18 protein-coding genes and 1 pseudogene are annotated in these 17,545 nt (G+C 68.8%); 13 read left to right on the top strand and 6 right to left on the bottom strand.

Annotated features, from left to right (window positions below; translation table 11 throughout):
• Nucleotide 1: 1 nt before the first annotated feature.
• Nucleotides 2-514 carry a 2,4'-dihydroxyacetophenone dioxygenase family protein gene (locus H4687_RS00900; RefSeq protein ID WP_046915892.1) on the bottom strand — a complete coding sequence of 171 codons (513 nt, stop codon included), beginning with the start codon at nucleotides 512-514 and terminating at the stop codon, nucleotides 2-4.
• A 149-nt stretch (nucleotides 515-663) separates the two neighbouring features.
• Between H4687_RS00900 and H4687_RS00895 the strand changes: the two genes are divergently transcribed.
• On the top strand, nucleotides 664-1,620 hold the full coding sequence (locus H4687_RS00895) for an AraC-like ligand-binding domain-containing protein (protein ID WP_050399740.1): 957 nt from the start codon (nucleotides 664-666) through the stop codon (nucleotides 1,618-1,620).
• A 102-nt stretch (nucleotides 1,621-1,722) separates the two neighbouring features.
• Here H4687_RS00895 and H4687_RS00890 read toward each other — a convergent pair whose 3' ends face one another.
• Nucleotides 1,723-2,202, bottom strand: a complete 480-nt coding sequence (locus tag H4687_RS00890) for an aldehyde dehydrogenase family protein (protein WP_046915891.1) — start codon at nucleotides 2,200-2,202, stop codon at nucleotides 1,723-1,725.
• Nucleotides 2,199-2,357 carry an aldehyde dehydrogenase family protein gene (locus H4687_RS47295; RefSeq protein ID WP_397961507.1) on the bottom strand — a complete coding sequence of 53 codons (159 nt, stop codon included), beginning with the start codon at nucleotides 2,355-2,357 and terminating at the stop codon, nucleotides 2,199-2,201. Before H4687_RS47295 ends, H4687_RS00890 begins: the two co-directional genes overlap by 4 nt.
• A gap of 249 nt (nucleotides 2,358-2,606) precedes the next feature.
• Between H4687_RS47295 and H4687_RS00880 the strand changes: the two genes are divergently transcribed.
• From H4687_RS00880 to H4687_RS00850, 7 genes are all read left to right on the top strand, one after another.
• Nucleotides 2,607-3,533 carry an alpha/beta hydrolase gene (locus H4687_RS00880; protein WP_046915890.1) on the top strand — a complete coding sequence of 309 codons (927 nt, stop codon included), beginning with the start codon at nucleotides 2,607-2,609 and terminating at the stop codon, nucleotides 3,531-3,533.
• A gap of 12 nt (nucleotides 3,534-3,545) precedes the next feature.
• The gene (locus H4687_RS00875) at nucleotides 3,546-4,430 is read left to right on the top strand and encodes a short-chain dehydrogenase/reductase (RefSeq protein WP_046915889.1); all 885 of its coding nucleotides are present in this window, start codon (nucleotides 3,546-3,548) and stop codon (nucleotides 4,428-4,430) included.
• Between the two features lie 6 nt (nucleotides 4,431-4,436).
• A complete protein-coding gene (locus H4687_RS00870) occupies nucleotides 4,437-5,318 on the top strand; it encodes an SDR family NAD(P)-dependent oxidoreductase (protein WP_046915888.1) in 882 nt (293 codons plus the stop codon).
• A gap of 68 nt (nucleotides 5,319-5,386) precedes the next feature.
• Complete coding sequence (locus H4687_RS00865; protein ID WP_046915887.1) at nucleotides 5,387-6,001, top strand: TetR/AcrR family transcriptional regulator; 615 nt, start codon at nucleotides 5,387-5,389, stop codon at nucleotides 5,999-6,001.
• A gap of 28 nt (nucleotides 6,002-6,029) precedes the next feature.
• Nucleotides 6,030-6,302: an alpha-L-rhamnosidase C-terminal domain-containing protein gene (locus H4687_RS46000; RefSeq protein WP_199813412.1), complete on the top strand. Its 273-nt coding sequence runs from the start codon at nucleotides 6,030-6,032 to the stop codon at nucleotides 6,300-6,302.
• A 544-nt stretch (nucleotides 6,303-6,846) separates the two neighbouring features.
• Nucleotides 6,847-7,221: an alpha/beta hydrolase fold domain-containing protein gene (locus H4687_RS47900; protein ID WP_233443827.1), complete on the top strand. Its 375-nt coding sequence runs from the start codon at nucleotides 6,847-6,849 to the stop codon at nucleotides 7,219-7,221.
• A gap of 206 nt (nucleotides 7,222-7,427) precedes the next feature.
• Nucleotides 7,428-9,566 carry an ATP-binding SpoIIE family protein phosphatase gene (locus H4687_RS00850; protein WP_046915886.1) on the top strand — a complete coding sequence of 713 codons (2,139 nt, stop codon included), beginning with the start codon at nucleotides 7,428-7,430 and terminating at the stop codon, nucleotides 9,564-9,566.
• 60 nt (nucleotides 9,567-9,626) lie between these two features.
• Here the strand turns inward: H4687_RS00850 and H4687_RS00845 are convergent.
• Nucleotides 9,627-10,380, bottom strand: a pseudogene (locus tag H4687_RS00845) (transposase).
• Between the two features lie 248 nt (nucleotides 10,381-10,628).
• Between H4687_RS00845 and H4687_RS48375 the strand changes: the two are divergent.
• Genes H4687_RS48375 through H4687_RS00830 form a run of 3 tightly spaced genes read left to right on the top strand, consistent with a single transcriptional unit; the run spans nucleotide 10,629 to nucleotide 13,620 of the window.
• Nucleotides 10,629-11,276, top strand: coding sequence for a TniQ family protein (locus H4687_RS48375; protein WP_078907691.1), 648 nt, complete (start codon nucleotides 10,629-10,631; stop codon nucleotides 11,274-11,276).
• Nucleotides 11,243-12,214: an MAB_1171c family putative transporter gene (locus tag H4687_RS00835; RefSeq protein ID WP_159026162.1), complete on the top strand. Its 972-nt coding sequence runs from the start codon at nucleotides 11,243-11,245 to the stop codon at nucleotides 12,212-12,214. The genes H4687_RS48375 and H4687_RS00835 overlap by 34 nt, the downstream gene beginning before the upstream one ends.
• Nucleotides 12,211-13,620: an amidase family protein gene (locus H4687_RS00830; protein WP_050399738.1), complete on the top strand. Its 1,410-nt coding sequence runs from the start codon at nucleotides 12,211-12,213 to the stop codon at nucleotides 13,618-13,620. The genes H4687_RS00835 and H4687_RS00830 overlap by 4 nt, the downstream gene beginning before the upstream one ends.
• 107 nt (nucleotides 13,621-13,727) lie before the next feature.
• On the opposite strand, the gene H4687_RS00825 is transcribed toward H4687_RS00830, so the two are convergent.
• A complete protein-coding gene (locus H4687_RS00825; RefSeq protein WP_078907690.1) occupies nucleotides 13,728-14,609 on the bottom strand; it encodes an aminoglycoside phosphotransferase family protein in 882 nt (293 codons plus the stop codon).
• Complete coding sequence (locus H4687_RS00820; protein WP_078907689.1) at nucleotides 14,606-16,006, bottom strand: helix-turn-helix domain-containing protein; 1,401 nt, start codon at nucleotides 16,004-16,006, stop codon at nucleotides 14,606-14,608. Before H4687_RS00820 ends, H4687_RS00825 begins: the two co-directional genes overlap by 4 nt.
• A gap of 161 nt (nucleotides 16,007-16,167) precedes the next feature.
• Here H4687_RS00820 and H4687_RS00815 point away from each other — a divergent pair, with 161 nt between their 5' ends.
• Together H4687_RS00815 and H4687_RS00810 are read left to right on the top strand one after the other, a co-directional pair.
• Entirely contained in the window at nucleotides 16,168-16,668 is a 501-nt protein-coding gene (locus H4687_RS00815; RefSeq protein WP_050399737.1) for an ATP-binding protein, read from the top strand.
• Nucleotides 16,665-17,213: a DUF6415 family natural product biosynthesis protein gene (locus H4687_RS00810; protein ID WP_046914044.1), complete on the top strand. Its 549-nt coding sequence runs from the start codon at nucleotides 16,665-16,667 to the stop codon at nucleotides 17,211-17,213. The genes H4687_RS00815 and H4687_RS00810 overlap by 4 nt, the downstream gene beginning before the upstream one ends.
• The last annotated feature ends 332 nt before the right edge of the window (nucleotides 17,214-17,545 follow it).

The raw sequence follows: 17,545 nt of genomic DNA, 5'->3' as shown, positions 1-17,545 counted from the left end.
CTTAGAGATAGAGACGTTCGTTGATCTTCAGACCGTTCTCCCGGCAGTAGTTCTCGTAGTGATCGATGAACCAGAACACGTCCACCGTCTCCATCACGCGGTCCTCCTCGTCGAGGAACTCCAGCGGACCGTTGAGCCAGAACATCGTCTTCATCCCGTGCTCGGAGTAGAGGGTATGGCTGCGCCCCGGGCTCTCCCGGACGAAGTCCCCGGGCTTCCCGACCCAGTCGTACTCCAGGTAGCGCCAGCTGCCTTCGAGGACGTAGCCGGAGACCGGGCCACGATGCCGGTGGCGGCCCAGCGTGCCGCCCTCCTGCACCCACAGCACGTTGGCGGCGCTGCTGCCGCGGACATCAAAGGTGAGGTGCTTGATGAACACGTTGGGCACGAACGGCACCCACGGGCTGCTGTCCTCGCTGATGTACCCCTCCTCCAAGGCGTACTTGTCCCGCATGCGGTCCACGCGCGCCTCGGTCGCGACGTACTGCGCCATGATCTCTTCGGACGTAGTCATGTCACCTTGCCTCATTGCCTGGGTGGGTCTGTGGGTGCGAACGTACGGTCCGACCTGCGGCGGGGGCTTGACTGAGGCCGCACGGTTACTTGAACCTGAGCGCACCCACGACCGGGTCCCCGGAAGGTGCGCAGTGAGGTGGCACCGGTATGACGCTCGACTTCTCCACGGCGCCACTCGAAGGCCGAGCTCGGCTCGACTACTGGCGTGAGGTGGTCTGCACGACGTTCGTCCAGTACGAGATGGACGTGCCGCAGCCCACGTCCGCCGGGTTCCGGGGCAGGGTCACGGCCCAGACGCTCGGAGACCTGGGCGTCGCGAGGGTGGTCTCCGACCCCCACACGGTGTTCCGGTCCCCGACGCTGATCCGGAGATCGGGCGAGGACGACCTCCTGGTCAACCTGGCCGTCCAGGGCTGTGTGACGGTCTCGCAGCAGGAGCGGGACGCGGTCTTGCGCCCAGGCGACTTCACCGTCTACGACAGTGCCCGGCCCTGCCGTATCGTCTGCGCCGACCCGTTCGAACTGCTGGTGCTGAAGGTGCCCAGGCCGCTGTTCGACGCGCACTGCCCGCTGGCGCGGGACGCGATGGCGACCATGGTGCCGGGCGACCACGGGGTGGGCGCGCTCTTCGCGCCCTTCTTCCACTCTCTGACCGCCCACTCCGCCGGTCTGTCTCCCGACGCGAGGGCACGCATCGGCGCCACGCTGCTGGAGCTGCTGGCCACAGCTCTGTCCGAGCGAACCGATTCAGGCGCCCGGCTCGGCGTACCCAGAGCAGCCCATATGGACCGCGCCCGCCGGTACATCAACGACCACATCGCCGACCCCGACCTGTCGCCCGCCATGGTCGCCCGAGCGCTGGGAATCTCCGTCCGCTACCTGCACGCGATCTTCAGAGCCGAGGACGCCTCACCGTCTCGCTGGATCCTGCAACGGCGGATCGACAGGGCCGCCGGGCTGCTCGCCAACCCGGGTCGGGCGGGCCGCAGTGTCACGGACATCGCCTACGCCGTCGGCTTCAAGGACGCCTCGCACTTCACCCGCGCCTTCAAGGACCGCCACGGGTTCAGCCCGCGCGAGTACCGCAGAAGACTCGCGGGCTGAGCCAGGTGGGAACGATCGCCGGCCGGCGCTTGCACGGTCGGATGACAGTGATGACCATGGTGGCCACCCGCTGTCAGGCGCTTGCCTCGGCCGCCTCTTCGATCAGGTCGGCGACCGGTCCGGGGTTGGCTTCGACACCCCCGAGCTACCGCGAGGCCCTGCCTTCATGCGCCGACTAGATCGGTTAGCCGGTCGGGTCCGAATTTCAACGGCGACCCCGGTGATGGCCTGGTCGATCCCGGCTGTAAGTTCCGGAGGCAGCAGCGCGGAGCCGACCATCCCGTCGGTGAACCCCTGGGGGCCGGTCTGGGCGGCCACGGTGCGCCGGTAGGTGAACTCGTCGAAGCCAGCCTTGCCGCCGTAGGCGCCTGTGCCGGAGCCTCCCACTCCGCCGGACGGGGCGTTGCTGAGGGAGGCGTGCAGGAGCCCGTCGTTGCGGGTGACACCGCCGGAGGTGGTGTCCTGCAGGAAGCGGCGGAAGTCGTCGCCGTCCTCGCCGTACCAATACGCCGCCAGAGCGGCCGGACGGTCGTTGATGAACGCGATCGCCTCGGCCAGATCGTCGTAGGGGTGGATGGTCACACCGGTCCGAAGATCTCCTCGCGGGTGATCTCCGCGTCGTCGGGGACGTCGATCAGCAGCGTCGGCGGGATCAGGCGCGCCTCGCGGGCTGCGTCCCACAAACCTCGTCCGCCCCCCAAAAAATAGCGGGCAAGCTTGCGCCGCCCCCTCGGCACGACAAAGGGCACAAGCTCGGCCTGGCCCCGAGCGATCACCTGTCGGACACACCCCGCGCACGGACCGTCGGCCGTTCTTCGCCCGGTGCGGCGCTGAAGTAGGGCGTGGCTCAGAACCCAGCGGAGACGTGACGGGTTCGTTGCCGTCGGTTTGCTTTACAGCCCCGCAATGTTGGATTAACTTCCAACATTGGAAGCAGTTCCAAGTATCCGCGAGCCCAACGATGCGAGCCGTGTTACGGAGGTCCGATGACCGACCGATTGAATGTGACGTTTCCTTCGGGGCCGGACGAGTGTCACGCCTGGCTGTACCTGCCCGAGGGCGGGGGTCGGCGCCCCGTGGTGGTCATGGCACACGGTCTCGGTGGGGTCCGCGAGATGCGGCTGGACGCGTACGCCGAGCGTTTCGCCGCCGCCGGCTACGCGTGCCTGGTGTTCGACTACCGGCACTTCGGGGCCAGCGGCGGTCAGCCGCGACAGCTCCTGAGCATCAGACGACAGCTCCAGGACTGGCGGGCCGCCGTGGCGTACGCGCGCTCCCGGCCGGAGACCGATCCCCGGCGCGTGGTGCTGTGGGGCACCTCTTTCGGCGGCGGCCATGTCCTGGCGACAGCCGCCCAGGACCCGGCCGTCGCCGCCGTCATCGCCCAGGGCCTGTTCACCGACGGTGTCGCCTCTGCCCTGGCGATGCGCCCGGACACCTCGGTGAAGGTGATGGCCCGCGCGGTCCGTGACATGGTCGGCGCCCGCCTCGGGCGCCCTCCCGTCATGGTCGCGACGGCGGGGCCGCCCGGATCCGCCGCGTTGATGACCGCTGCGGACGCCGAGCCCGGCTACCTGGCCCTCGTGCCCAACGACGTGCCCTTCTCTAACCAGGTTGCGGCGCGGTTCGCCCTGGACATCCTCCGCTACCGGCCGGGCCGCCGGACCGCGAAGATCGCATGCCCGGTGCTGTTCTGCGTATGCGAGCACGACAGCGTGGCCCCCGCGCGGCCGACCCTGCGCCATGCCCGCAGGGCCCCGCGCGGCGAGATCCGCCTCTACCCCGACGGCCACTTCGACATCTACCTCGGCGAGCCCTTCGAACGCGTTGTCACGGACCAGCTCGCCTTCCTGACGCGGCACGTCCCCATCGGCTCCGCACCCGGTGAAGCCCCGAGACCCACGACACCCTGAAAGAGGTACGAGATGCTCACCTACCCGATTGCGGGGAAGACCGTCTTCATCACCGGCGCAGCCGGAGGCATCGGTGCGGCCACCGCCCGCACGCTGCACTCGCGCGGAGCCAACGTGGTCCTCGCCGACCGGGGCATCGACGCCACATCGGCCCTCGCCCGCGACCTCGGCGGCGACAGGACACTGACGCTGTCGGTGGATGTCACCGACAGCGCCGCACTGGCCGACGCGGTGGACCGTACGGTCGACCGGTTCGGCGGCCTGGATGTCGTCTTCGCCAACGCGGGGATCGCGGCCGATCCGCCGGCGGCGATCGCCACCATCGACCCGGCCATGTTCGAGCGCGTCGTCGAAGTGGACCTGCTGGGCGTCTGGCGCACCGTTCGCGCCGCACTGCCGCACGTCATCGCGGCGCGCGGGCACGTCCTGGTCACCGCTTCGGTGTACGCCTACTTCAACGGTATGACCAACGCCCCCTACGCCATGTCGAAGGCCGGCGTCGAGCAATTCGGCCGCGCCCTGCGCGCCGAACTCGGCATCCACGGCGCCAGCGCCGGGGTCCTCTACCCCGGCTGGGTCCACACGCCCATCGCTGGGGCAGCCTTCGGAAGCAACGACATCACCACCCGCATGCGCGAGATCGCCTTCCCGTCCCTGCTCGGCAAGGCCATCGCCCCCACGCGCGTCGCGGACGCCGTCGTCCGCGGCATCGAGAACCGCTCGGCCCGTGTCATGGTCCCCCGCAGGTGGGTACCGATTTCGGCCCTGCGCGGCGTCCTTAACCCCGTCACCGATCTCATCGCCGAACGCCACCCCGAACTGCGCCGACTCCTGCGCCGACTCGAGGAATCCGCCCGCCCCACAGGCAAGTCCCCGCAGACCGACTCACCGAGGTAGGTTGTCATGACCCGTTACGACCTGGCCGGGCGCACCGTCGTCCTCACTGGCTCCACCGGCGGCCTGGGCGCCGCCCTCGCCCAGGCCCTGCGCGGGCGCGGCGCCAACCTCGCGCTGCTCGACCTCAGCCTCGCGGCCAGCACTGCCCAAGCGCAGGACCTGGGAGACGAAACAGTCGCCCGTGGCTGGCACGCCGACGTACGCGACCTCGCCGGCCTGCAGCAAGCCATGGACGAGGCCGCCTCGCACTTCGGGCGCCTCGACATCGTCATCGCAGGCGCCGGGATCGACACCATGGCCCCGATGGCGACCATCGACCCGTCGGCCTACGAACGTGTCATCGACGTCAACCTCAACGGGGTCTGGCGCACCTTCCGTGCGGCTCTGCCCCACGTCGAGGCCCAACGCGGCTATCTCCTCGCGATCTCCTCCATGGCCGCCTTCGTGCACTCGCCGCTCCAGATCTCCTACACCGCGAGCAAGGCCGGCGTGTGGGCGATGTGCGACAGCCTTCGCCTGGAGGTTCGCCACCTGGGTGTCGGTGTCGGCAGCGCCCACCCCACGTTCTTCCGCACTCCGATGATGGACGACGTGACCGCGGACCCGGCCGGGCACGCCCTCTGGGGCGGCAACTCCAAGGGGTTGTGGAAGATGGTGCCGCTGGAGAAGGTCATCGCCGGTATCGTCCGCGGCATCGAGCGCCGTGCGGACCGCGTCGTCGTCCCCAGGTCCCTCACCCTGACCGCGAACGCTCCCGGTCTGTTCCGGCCGATACTCGAACGTGTCGGTTTCCGCCCTCAGACGGTCCAGCGCGCCCACGGCCTCGCCTCGGCGTCGGGCTGGCACGACCCGGCGGTGCATGAGCGCCACCAGGCCGGTTCCCGCTGAATTCCGGGCTGAAGGAAGCGGCCCAGGGGGTCCGGCCGTTTCAAGCACCACGTAAAGTAGCGGAGACCATGACAATCAAGGTCACACGCACGACACGTCGGGCCGCGGCAACCCGTGCGGCCATCGTCGACGCCGCCGAGGAGCTGCTGGCCTCCGGAGGCCCCGACGCGGTCACCTTGGAAGGCATCGCCGAACGCGCGGATGTCGCCGTGCAGACGGTGTACAACCGCGTGGGCGGCCGCGCGGCCGTTCTCATCGCGGTTGCCGAGCGGGCACTCGAGGACAACCGGACCTACATGGACGACGCCTACGCTGCCCCGGGCACCCCCGTGGAACGCATCAGGGCCGCCTCGGCCGCGTACGTCCGTTTCGCCGCCGAGCGCCCACACCAGTTCCGCCTGCTGGCCGAGCCGCCGGACGAACCCGCGGCCCTGGAACGGGTCGCCGCGCTCGTAGACGAGCAGAACGCCAAACTCGCCGCCGCCCTGGCCGACGGGGTGGCCGACGGCTCGCTCGCCGCCGACCTCGATCCCGTCACCACCGCCACCGCGTTGTGGGCTGCCATGAACGGCGTTCTCGGCCTCTCCTGGCGCGCGGACCGACTCCGCGCTGACGCCTCCCATGTGACGGAACTCGTCGCAGCTGTGGAAAGGGTGGTTCTGCGCGGACTGCTCGCCCGCTGAAGTCCGCCCGGGGCCGTGCCACCGTACGGTGGCCGGCCTGGCTCCCGCCGCGCCGGGACACCACCGCCTGCGGATCGCTCCCCTTCCGGGTGGCGGTATCACCCAGGCTGGAGCACGTCTGCACACGCCGTACGGCACCGTCGAGGTGTCCTGGGCGCTCTCCGGGCGTGATTCACCGTGGAGGCCACGTCGTCCCTCCGAACACCACGGCCGACGTTGTCCTGCCGGACGGCAGGGGCGTCATCGAGGTGGGCTCCGGGAGGCACACGTGGACAGTGGCGCTGGGGGCACACACGGTTGAGCGGGCACCGTTGTCCCTGGACATGACGATGGGGGAACTCATGGACCGCGAAGATGCGGTCCGTGTCTTCAAGGACTTGCTCGTCTCGTACTTCCCGGAGGCCGCAGAGTTCGTCGAGAGCGGCTCCGGAGCTCCGGCCGGACCACCGTACAGGCGATCGCCGGAATGCTGCCCGACGGCGAGAATTTCCTGGCCGACCTGGAAGGGCGGTTCACCACGCTGGCCGCCGGTACCGAAGTCTCCTGAGCTCGAGTGACCGGCTATCCCGTCTGTGCGGAGTCTGACGTCTTTCCCATCGGCTCGCCGGTACGTCCGGCCGCCGTGGCCGATTCCATTGAAAGCCCCCTCGGGGGACAGTGAGGAGCACGACCATGCCCAGCGCCACGTTCGCCCTGATGGATGGGTGGCATCAGGAGTCGGCCCGGACCAACGGCCCCGTGAGCCTCGCGTCGGAACGCGAGGGGTGGACGCGTTCGCCGGCATGTACCAGCCAATGGTGGGAGTCGCCCACCCATGAGGAGGTCGCGGAACTCCGGCCCGGATCGTGGCTCCTGACACCGCAGGGCGCCCCCGAAGACCTTGTCATCCTCGACCTGCACGGGGGCGGCTTCCGGGTCGGATCCGCTGCCGGGGCGCGCTTCCTGGGCGCTCAAGTGGCGCTGGCCGCAGGCGCGCGCGTGCTGCTTCCCGCGCATACCGTCTCGCGCCCGAGAACCCCTTCCCCGCCGGTCTGGATGACTGCCTGGCGGCCTACGACCTGGCCGCCGAGACGGCTCCGAGGATCGTGGTGGCCGGGGAGTGTGTGCGTCCGCGGTTCGGTGACGGTCGGCTCGCCGGCGTGGTCCGCTTGTTCCCCCGGCTTCGGCAGATGCGGGAAGCCCGTGGTGAACGCCGCATGGTCCGCCCGGCTCTGTGGTGACTTGGCAAGCGTCCGGCTTCGCGGCCGCTGTGGCCCACCTGAGTAACAGCGGCCCGCCCGGGCGGGCCCAGCCCGCCGCCGTGCCGGCCCTGACGGCGGTGTGGTACGCCGCGGTCCGGCGGACGGCCGGGGCGTGCGCCGTCTCGCGCGGGAGCTCGTCACGCCGGACCGCTCACGGGTCGCCCGCTCGGCGTAGAGTCGAAAGTGTGGAGTACACGGCCGCCAGCTTTGTGTCCCGGGTCGCCGGCGAGCTCGGACCGAAGGCGGACGAGCTGATCGCCGACGTGGTGCGGTGCCTGCGGCATGAGGTTCCCGAACTGTGGAACGACCCGGATCTCGCCCGTAGGACCTCCGAGGGCGTCACCGAAAACGTCGTCGGCGTGCTGCGGGGCCTGCAATACGGCATCGAGCCGAGCGAGATCGAACCGCCGGCCGCGGAGATGGAACGCGCACGCCGGCTGGCGCGGCGCGGTACGCCCGTCAGTGTGATGCTGCGGGCCTACCGGCTCGGTCAGCGCATCGTCCTCGACAGACTGCTCGCGGAAATGCCGCGACTGACGAAGAATGCGGAGCTGATCAGTGCGGCGTCGCGCTGGCTGCTGGCGACAAGCGGATACGTCGACCACACATCTGAGCAGGGCGTCACGGCGTACCAGGAGGAGCGGGACCGGCGACTGCAGTGGCGGCTGTCCCTGGTGAACGAGGCCGGCAAACGCGTCGGGACCACCCTGGACATCGCTCGCACCACCCAGGAGCTGGCGGATCTCGCCATCGGTCACTTCGCCGACCTCGTCACTGTCGACCTGCTCGACCCCGTGGTCCACGGGGGCGGCAGTCCGGCGGCGGGTCAGCTCGTACTGCACCGGGTTGCCCAGGCGTCGTCGGCGTGGGGCGGTCAGGAGCCGACGATTCGGCTGGGGGAGCGCCACACCTGCCCGGGCGGATCGCCCTCGGCTCGCGCCCTGGCCACCGGTCAGCCGTCCCGGCACACGGCGGCGCCGACCGATCCGGCCGATGCCTTCGTCAGCCACCCCACCCGCTCGATGCTGGTGGTGCCGCTGAGCGCCCGCGGTGCCACCCTTGGTGTCGCGCGGTTTTCCCGTCACAGCAACCCCGACCTGTTCGACGACGAAGACCTGATCCTCGCCCAGGAGATCGCGGCCAGGGCGGCCGTGGCCATCGACAACGCCCGCCGCTACACGCACGCCCATGCCACGGCCGTCACCCTGCAGCGCAGTCTCCTCCCACGTCGTACGGCGGAGCAGTCCGCCGTCGACGTTGCCTGCCGCTACCTGCCCGCCGGTGCCCAGGCCGGTGTGGGCGGCGACTGGTACGACGTCATCCCGCTGTCCGGCGCCCGGGTCGCCCTGGTGGTGGGCGATGTGGTAGGTCACGGTATCCACGCCGCCGCCACGATGGGGCGCCTGCGGAGCGCGGTCCGTACCCTCGCCGACATCGACCTGCCTCCCGAGGAACTGCTGACACATCTGGACGACGTCGTCATTCGGCTGTCCTCCGAAGTCTCGGCCGACCCGGACGTGGAAGCGCCCGGGGACATCGGTGCCACATGTCTGTACGCCGTCTACGATCCCGTGGACGGCCGCTGTTACCTGGCACGCGCGGGCCACGTGCTGCCCGCCGTGGTGACCGGCGACGCAACCGTCGAGCTCCTCGATCTCCCGCCCGGCCCGCCGCTGGGCCTGGGGGGCCTGCCGTTCGAGGCGGCGGAGGTCGACCTGCCCGAAGGCAGCCTCCTCGCCCTGTACACCGACGGCCTGGTCGAAGCCCGCGACCGCGATATCGAGGCAGGCCTCACCCTCCTGCGCCACGCTCTGGCCCAGCCCTGCGCCTCGCTGGAGGCCGCGTGCGACACCGTGCTCGAAGCCCTGCTGCCCGCAGGCCGAGCCGACGACGACGTCGCCCTGCTGCTGGCCCGCACCCGCGCCCTCGGGGACACCCAGGTCGCAGCCTGGGACGTGGACGCCGACCCGGCAGCCGTCACCCGAGCCCGTTCGAATGCTGCCCGGCAGCTGACCGCCTGGGGACTGGAGGAACTCGACTTCACCACCGAACTGGTGGTCAGCGAACTGGTCACCAACGCCATCCGCTACGGTCGGCCTCCCATCCGCCTGCGGCTCATCCGTGACCGCTCCCTGCTGTGTGAAGTGTCCGACGCCAGCAGCACCACGCCCCACCTGCGCCGGGCCCGGGTCTTCGACGAGGGAGGACGCGGCCTGTTTCTCGTCGCCCAGCTTGCCGAGCGCTGGGGAACGCGCCATGCCAGGCAAGGCAAGACGGTCTGGGCCGAGCTGGGCGAGGAGAACCCCGCCGAGGCCGAGGGCTAGGAGCGTGGGTCAGTAACGGGCAATTGGCCGGTCGGTCGTGATCGGGGTGATTGAGCTCTTTCAGCGTTGCCGCTCCGGCGTGAGGACGGCAGCGGCAATTGACGTCATTCGATTCGGGCTGCAGCGGGACCGGCGGAAGATGCGCCAGGACTTCAGCCGTGCGACGCCGCGCTCGACCGGGGCCCGGGCTGCGGACAGCGCGCGGTTGACGGTTTGCTGGGTCGGTGTGAGCTCGCGGCCCGGCGGGCGCCTGAGGGGTGTCGTCACCCATGAGCCAGCTCCCATGTAAGCCCGGTCAGCGAGGACTGGGACGCCTTGGCGTTCGCAGATCCGGATGATCCGGTGGTTGCGCGCCGCCGTCAGGTCGTGGGCGCGGCCGGGGAGTGCGGGTGAGATCCACAGCAGCTGGCAGTCTGGATCAGTGACCATCTGCACGTTCACCCCGTGTCGGCGGTGTTTGTGGGAATAGTCGGCTCGGCTGTCGCCGACCCGGTCGCACTCCGCGAGGGTGCCGTCCAGCAGGACGTACTCCGGGTCGGCTTCACGCAGGGCACGGAGCAGGCCGGGCCCGGTCGGCGAGCAGATCGATGACAGAGGCCGTGTAGGCGTGGGCGGTGCCGACGGATATGCCGAACCCGGCCGCGATCTGCGCCAGAGTGTCGTGCCGACGCAGGTACACCAGACCGACCAGGGCACGTTGGTGCGGCGGGAGTTTGCAGCGGCGGTCACCCTCGCGGGTGACGATGAGCATGGTGACGGTGACCCACTCGGCCAGGGCGTGAGGCAGGTCGAGCGCGGCAGAATACGGAACCAACGCGGCTCCTGTGCCTTTGGGTTGAGACTTCGAACACCTCCCCCAACGGCACGGGAGCCTCGTGCGTTGCGCACACCACCAGCGTCACCCGATCAGTGGCCGAGCTGAAAACGCTCACTGACAGGCGGGGTCTCGGACTGCATTGGTTGACCGCCTCGTCCGCCATACCGAATGGTCTACCTCAAAGGCGACGGCCACCGCGTGCGAGGCCACTACCTCAGACGGGTTCTCGTCGTGGACATCGGGGAATGAATAACGTCAAGTGGCCTACTGGGGCCGGTGTTCACGCGTTCGTCAGGAGAGGCCGCCGAAAGAGCCTGAGACGGACGCGCAAGTGGGAGGGGGCGGCATTGGCGGCAGTGCACGTGCTTGCGAGACACACGATCCCACAAGTGCCTGCGCGTAGTCCTGTTGCCGTACCCCGTGCCCGCCGGCTTCCTGTCGTCCCGAAGCCGGTTAGCGGCGAGGCTTTCTCCTCCTGGGTAGATCGTGTTGCGGGCACGCTGAGCGCTCCTCCCGGCCGGGCTGCCCACGCACTGGGGTTGGAGTGTTCCGAAGGCGCGGCAATCACTCGGCCCGTGTTTTTCGGAGTCATTCTCACCCCTGAGAGCCTCAGCGGCCTGCGCGATGCGACAGGGTTGCCGGTCCGAACGCTTCAGGCCATGCAGCTCGCCCGGTATGACGGGACCGCACTCGACTTCGCGGGCCTGGAGCCGAGCGACCGGACGTCGATGCGGCTTGTCGCTCTTCGTGAATGGATGTTGACCACGTCAAGTCGGGCCTGCCCGTGCTGCCTTGCAGAGAGACCGGTATGGCCGCTGTGGTGGCGTCTTGGGATCGCGGCAGTATGCCCCGTCCACCGTTGCCTGCTGATCGATCTCTGCCCCACGTCCTGAGCCACTGGAGTTCAGCCGCCGACCGGGCCCGCCAGATGTCCCGGTACTGGCTCGGCTCCGGCGCCGCCGTCATCACCGCACTGTTCGTGCTGTTCTTCCTGCTGACCCCCGCCGTCCAGCGGCCCACGGACTTCACCCTGTACTACGCGCACGACCACATCTACGCGGCCTACCTGACGGTCTACATCAGCGCCTACACACTCGCCGAGGTCTACTTGAGCGTGGCGAGCTGGCGTCTGGCCAGCCGCAGCCCGCGCACGGCCGTACGCGTTGGTCTGCGCACCGTCGCCGTCGGCGCGGCCGTGACCCTCGGCTACAGTGCCGTGCGCATCGGGAACGTGACCGCCGCAGCCCTGGGCACCTCCCTGACCGGCTGGGAGGACTTCGCCTGGATCTGCGGTGACCTCGGAACGATCCTCACCCTGGTCGGCTGGCTCATCCCCACGCTCACCGCCCAAACACGGCACGCCACCTACCAGTGGGACCTCCGACGTGCTCACCGCCAGCTGCATCCACTGTGGCTCGTCTTCTACCGCGCCGTCCCCGAGATCGCCCTCACCCCCAACGACTCCACGGCCGACGACCGATCGCACACCCGCGGCATCCCCTTCCAGGTGTACCGCCGGGTCGTGGAGATCCGCGACGGACAGACCGCAGTGCGTCCCTACCTCGACCACCACATACGGCAGGCCAGCGAAGAACGGCACCGGGCCGCCGGCCTCACGGGAGACGAACTCCACGCGGCGGTCACCGCCGACCAGATCCGCGCCGCACTCACCGCTCACACAGAGGGCACGCTGCCTGCCCAGCCCACCGACTTCGCCGACCAGAACATCGAGTCCTGGCACCCCATCGAGGACCTCCCGGCCCTGCGTGCCATCGCTCGACACTTCGCCCGGCACGACCAACCCACAGCCCCCGAGGCCGTCAGCACATGAACACCAGCTACCCGGACCTCCCGGCCCACGCCCAGCTCAACGCACTCCAACAAGGCGCGATCTCCAACCGAGACCTGCTCGACCTCCACCTCGAACGGATCCAGGCCAGCACCCTCAACGCCGTCATCACCCTCGACATCGAAGCCGCCCAACGAGCAGCCGACGCCTCAGACACACGCCGGACCCGAGGCGAACCCGTCGGCCTGCTCGACGGGCTGCCGCTCACGATCAAGGACTCCTTCGAAACCGCCCACTTGCGCACCACCTGCGGAAGCGAAGACCTCCGCCACCACATCCCCGAGCAGGACGCCGATGCCGTTGCGAGACTCCGCCACGCCGGCGCCGTGATCATGGGCAAAACCAACGTCCCCGCCTACTGCCAGGACCTCCACACCGACAACACCCTCTTCGGAACCACCCACAACCCCCACGACCCCACCCGAACCCCCGGCGGCTCCTCCGGCGGCGCCGCAGCAGCCATCGCCGCCGCACTGACCCCCCTCGAACTCGGCAGCGACCTCGCCGGCTCCCTCCGCCTGCCGGCCCACTACTGCGGCGTCTACGCCCTGCGCCCCACCCAAGGACTCGTCTCTGCCCGAGGACACATTCCCCGACCACCCGGCTGGCTGACCACCAGCGACATGCTCACCCCCGGCCCTCTCGCCCGACACCCCCGCGACCTGGCCCTCATGCTCACGGCACTCACCACGCCCACCCCGGATGAACACACACCATGGCGACTGAGCCTGCCCGAACCGCCCCGACAGCTCGATGACTTCCGCATCGCCATCTGGCCAAGCGACCCTGGCTGCCCCGTCGATGACGCCACGGCCGCGACGCTCGAACTGCTCACCCGCCAGCTGGGCGCCACCGGAGCGCACATCACCGCAACCCGCGGCCCGGTTGGCTTCACTGACGCATCGCAACTCTTCGAACAGCTCCTCCACGCCAACGCCTCCCTAGCTGGCAGCGACGACGCGTTCACAGCAGACCTGACCAGCGCACGCCAACTATGCGAGGACGACACCTCTCTTCGAGCCACTGCCCTGCGCCATCGCACCCAGCCCCACCGCAGCTGGCTTATCGCCCGTGAAGAGCGCGCCCGTCAACGCGCTGCGTGGACGGCGTTCTTCGAGCACCACGAAGTGCTCCTCACCCCTGCTGCCCCGACCCCCGCCATCCCGAACGGCAGCCGAACCCTTCAGATCAACGGGCACGAACGCAGCTTCTTCGATCAGACCGGCTGGGCCAACCTCATCAGCCACATCGGCCTGCCCGCCGTCATCGTCCCCGTCGGCACAAACGACCAGGGCCTGCCCATTGCAGTCCAGTTGATCGGCGCACCGTACGCCGACCGTACCCTTCTCGCCCTGGCCATGCATCTAGAGTCCTTTGATCTGCTATGACCGGGACCTTCAAAGGTTCTCCGGCACAGAAGAGGTCGCGAAGCATGTTGGCTGGCTGTCGGCGGAGCTGAGGAGCACGTCCACTACTTGAAGGGTTCCGATGGGCGTTACATGATCCCTTTCCAGCGCCACGGACGTGCTTCTGCACGACCCCGCAGACAGTCCACGCGGTACTGCGCTTCGGCCTGCCACTCGGGTCGCGTGGCTGCATGCTGGGCTGCGTAAGTGGTCATACGCAACTCACGTGCCCCGGCAAGGAGTTCGTACCCCTCCCACTCCGTGACGTCCCTTCCGTACGCCTGGCAGAACTCGGCGTACTCGGACTCGGTGACCGTGCCGGTCGTCGTGAGCTTGACTGCTGTCGAGACGAGATCCCACTCCGGCGGCCCGATAGAGGCCCGCTCGAAGTCCATCAGGATCGGGCCGGCAGCGGTGCGCGCGACATTGCCGACCCAGGCGTCCCCATGCACAAGACACTCGGGCAGGCCCATGGGTCTGTGCTCCCACCACTCGCGGAGTTCTGCGTGTCGATGTCGCAGCCACGCTCGATCATCTTCCGACAGGGATGTCGCTGCCTCGATCCGCTCGGCAACCCGTACGAACGGGTCGAGCCGGTCGAGGGGGAAGCCAGGCAGAGGCAACGGGTGGAGCTGTTTCAGCAGCACGACCACATCCCGAACCGTGCCGATCTCATGCCGTGGGAGCTCAGCCCAGAACGTCGCCGGGCGGCCCGCGGCCTCCACCGGTTGTTCGACCGGTAGCGCGCGGACAGCCGGTAGCTCGTTGTCGGCAAGCCAGCGGGCCACGCGGACCTCTCGCACGGCCGCATCCCACTGGCCGGCGCGGGCGATGCGGACGATCACCTGATCCGGGAGGCGCCATATCTCGTTCTCGGCGAGGCGAACGGGCTCGGCGCCTGCCGGGTCGAAGCTTGCGCGGGCGCAGGCTTCTTCCAGTACGGCGCGGGCGGGGGCAACCGAGTTCGTCATGCCTGCAAGGTAGCTGTGATCCGTTGGCGCAGCTGCGCCGCCTCTTCCAGCGTGCGGTGTTGCCCGGCGAATCGGCGGAGTTCCCTGAGGTCGTCCGCAGCTCTCCGAGAGGTGAGCCTGCCGACGTCGTTGAGCGCCTGGTGCCCGATGGTAATCGCTTGCATAGGGTCGCCCTTGGCCATGAGGAGCGACGCCAGTTTCGTTCGGGAGATACCGCGCGAGCGGGCGTAGTCGTCGCCGTGGCCGACGACCGCTGTTGTGAACCGCTGCGCCGCCCGCCCCGGGTCCTGCTCGGCATGAATGGACAGGTCGAACAGCGCATGGGCTGTGTCGCCGTGGTGCTGGGCCTCGTCGTAGTAGTGCATCCACGCCGGGTCCTTGGCCGGATTCGAGCGTGCAAAGGCATCGTCGGCCGCACCTACTGCGGCCATCGTGCCCTGGACGTCGTTCATCTTGCCGAAGGCTCGTGCGCGTGCGCTGTGCATCATGGCCTGAATGGTCGGGGTGAGCCGGTCGGCGCGGACAAGCCCCTTCTCCGCGTACGTGAGACCTTCGTCAGGATCGCCGAGCCAAGTCGCTTGTCGGGAGAGGAAGGAAAACGTCTTGGCGCGAAGCCACCAGTCGCCGGCCTCCTCCGCGCATTCGGAAGCGACCTTGAAAGCGACCCTCGCCTCGCCGTGAGCATAGGCGTCGAAGTGAGTGGCGCCGACCACGATGCCCAGCCGCGCGATGCTGCTGAGAAGATCCGGGCGGAGCTGCTCCGGGCAGGCGACGAAGAGTAGCCGTACGGCCCACTCCATCGAGCGACTCGCGAAGTCACCGACCAGACCCCCACCACCCTGCGCGTTGTCCCAGCGGTGGATGCTGTCGGCGATGAGGCGCAGCTGATCCAGCTCCGTGGGGCGAATCCGCTTCGGAAGCTCCGGCGGTGCGGTTGGCGCGACGAGTCGGGCGAGTTCTATCGGGGCGAAGGCGGCAAGGCTGGTGGCAGCCAGGAAAGCGCGTCGGTCCACTGAGGTAAGGCTCTCGGATAGCGGGGCTGACGGGTCTGTGCCCAGCATGCGCCCTTGATGGACCTGAATCGTCCCCTCCACCGGTCCTCGGCGGGCACTATCCGCATCACGCCGCCTTTTATCCGCATCGCCGAACACCATCCCCCACGCGCGGGTGAGGACTCCGCCCGTCTCAAGGACATCGTCCAGACGCTCTGCCAGGTCACGTCGGCACCGGTACGAGCCCTTTTCGATCTTGGAGATCACATCCGGGCTGACCTGCACCATCGGCCCCAACTGGGCAGCCCGCAGACCTGGTTGACGCTTACGCCAGTGGCGCAGTTCAGCGCCGAACCATGCCTGTGGCGAGGCGTCGGGGTTGAGCTCCTTCTCGGGCTGCGGCATCAGCGTCCCCTGGGTCGTGATGCGGATATCTCAGGTCTCCGCATCCGGATATGCACGTGGGTCTCGCGACCTGACTGAATGGTTGCTGACCGGTTCCACACCAGTACACACCGCAGTCAAACCTCATTGGTGAGGATTCGCCAGACCGAATTGGATCTTTGATGGCCGACCTCTTGGAACTGCCCGCCGTGCCAGCAACCGGCGTACGCGCGACGACGCGCAGCAAGTCGGGGCACCTGGAGATAGACCTCGACGTGACCTCAGAGGCCGTGCCCATCATCAGGACCGTAGTTCGGGCCCACTTGGAGCTTTGGGGTCTATCCGGCCTGATCGACAGTGCAGCCCTGACGGTTACGGAGCTGCTGACCAACGTCCTGCGGCACACAGATCCTCTTCCCGGCACCGGGACGAGGGGCGCGCGACTCACGGTCACGCGTCTGACGGGCATACTCAACGTCTGCGTGCGCGACTTCGATCCCGCATTGCCCAAGCTCTCCTACGACGCCGCGGACGCTGAGTGCGGCCGGGGCTTGCTCCTCGTGGCGAGCTTCGCCGACGACTGCGGTTGCTCCGAGTTCACGGGCGGCAAAGACGTGTGGGCCAACTTCCTGGTTCGTGGCGACGAGGCGAGCGACAGTGGACGAGCGCGGGGGGCGTCGTGACCGCTTTGAACGAGCGCGCGCCGGTCGACGCGCACACGATCCGCGAGACGTACACCGTCGGCCTCGACGTATGGGGCACCTGCCCACCGGAACTCGTGAAACTGAAGACCCTTCTCGGTCGGCTGCGCGGGCATGTACAGCTCCTCGTCCCGGAGGTCACTGCCATCGCCGCCCGTATGCGAGGGGAGATGCGCCACGCAGCGGTCTACGTCATAGTGCGCGCTCATCGCCTCCTGGAGGAGGGTGCCGGCAAGTCGCAGGTGGCGAAGGCATGCCATGCGCAGGACCTCGCGGTCATCTCTCGTGCACTGCTGACGCTGTTCGAGAACCCCGGCCCGCTCGGGCCGTCGACGGGCACGAGCGATATCGAGGAGGCCATACGGGGGCGAATCTGCGGCGCATGCTCCCAGCTGATCGCCTCTGGGGAGTCCTACGAACGCGTGCTGTTCGCATCGGAGGCGAGCGGCGGCATACATGGCTATCGCCACACGGACAGTTGCGTTGTTGTCGCCGAGGAACGTCGGGCCCAGCTACGCGCGATCTGAGCTGCCGCCCTGCCTTCGGATGACCGGCGAGCCCGGAGCGGGCGCGGCATTGCACCTCCTTCCGGCGCTCTCCGGCTGAAGAGTGAGCTTGGCCCCTCGGCCGCTCGTTCCGGGGTGGCTGGGGCCTACCTAGATGTTGACGAGAAGGAACATGACGAGCCACAGCCCTTTGCCCTCGTTCCTGGACGCGTCTCAGAGCACTCCCGCGTGCCGACTGCTCGACTCGATCACGGGTGTCCTCGTATTCGCGGCCGCCTCCGGTGCCGCTCGGTTGCGGTCTCCAGGGAGGGGAGATGTGACATGACCACATGCCTGAGCTCCCGATGGGTCAC

The organism is Streptomyces stelliscabiei (assembly GCF_014873495.1).
Lineage (GTDB): Bacteria > Actinomycetota > Actinomycetes > Streptomycetales > Streptomycetaceae > Streptomyces > Streptomyces bottropensis.
Note: the sequence above shows the minus strand (reverse complement) of the source record. Positions and strands in the feature narration are given on the sequence as shown.

Coding starts and splice junctions, on each gene's coding strand:
- H4687_RS00900 (WP_046915892.1), bottom strand. CDS start 514: ATGACTACGTCCGAAGAGATCATGGCGCAGTACGTCGCGACCGAGGCG.
- H4687_RS00895 (WP_050399740.1), top strand. CDS start 664: ATGACGCTCGACTTCTCCACGGCGCCACTCGAAGGCCGAGCTCGGCTC.
- H4687_RS00880 (WP_046915890.1), top strand. CDS start 2,607: ATGACCGACCGATTGAATGTGACGTTTCCTTCGGGGCCGGACGAGTGT.
- H4687_RS00875 (WP_046915889.1), top strand. CDS start 3,546: ATGCTCACCTACCCGATTGCGGGGAAGACCGTCTTCATCACCGGCGCA.
- H4687_RS00870 (WP_046915888.1), top strand. CDS start 4,437: ATGACCCGTTACGACCTGGCCGGGCGCACCGTCGTCCTCACTGGCTCC.
- H4687_RS00865 (WP_046915887.1), top strand. CDS start 5,387: ATGACAATCAAGGTCACACGCACGACACGTCGGGCCGCGGCAACCCGT.
- H4687_RS48375 (WP_078907691.1), top strand. CDS start 10,629: ATGAATAACGTCAAGTGGCCTACTGGGGCCGGTGTTCACGCGTTCGTC.
- H4687_RS00830 (WP_050399738.1), top strand. CDS start 12,211: ATGAACACCAGCTACCCGGACCTCCCGGCCCACGCCCAGCTCAACGCA.
- H4687_RS00825 (WP_078907690.1), bottom strand. CDS start 14,609: ATGACGAACTCGGTTGCCCCCGCCCGCGCCGTACTGGAAGAAGCCTGC.
- H4687_RS00820 (WP_078907689.1), bottom strand. CDS start 16,006: ATGCCGCAGCCCGAGAAGGAGCTCAACCCCGACGCCTCGCCACAGGCA.
- H4687_RS00815 (WP_050399737.1), top strand. CDS start 16,168: ATGGCCGACCTCTTGGAACTGCCCGCCGTGCCAGCAACCGGCGTACGC.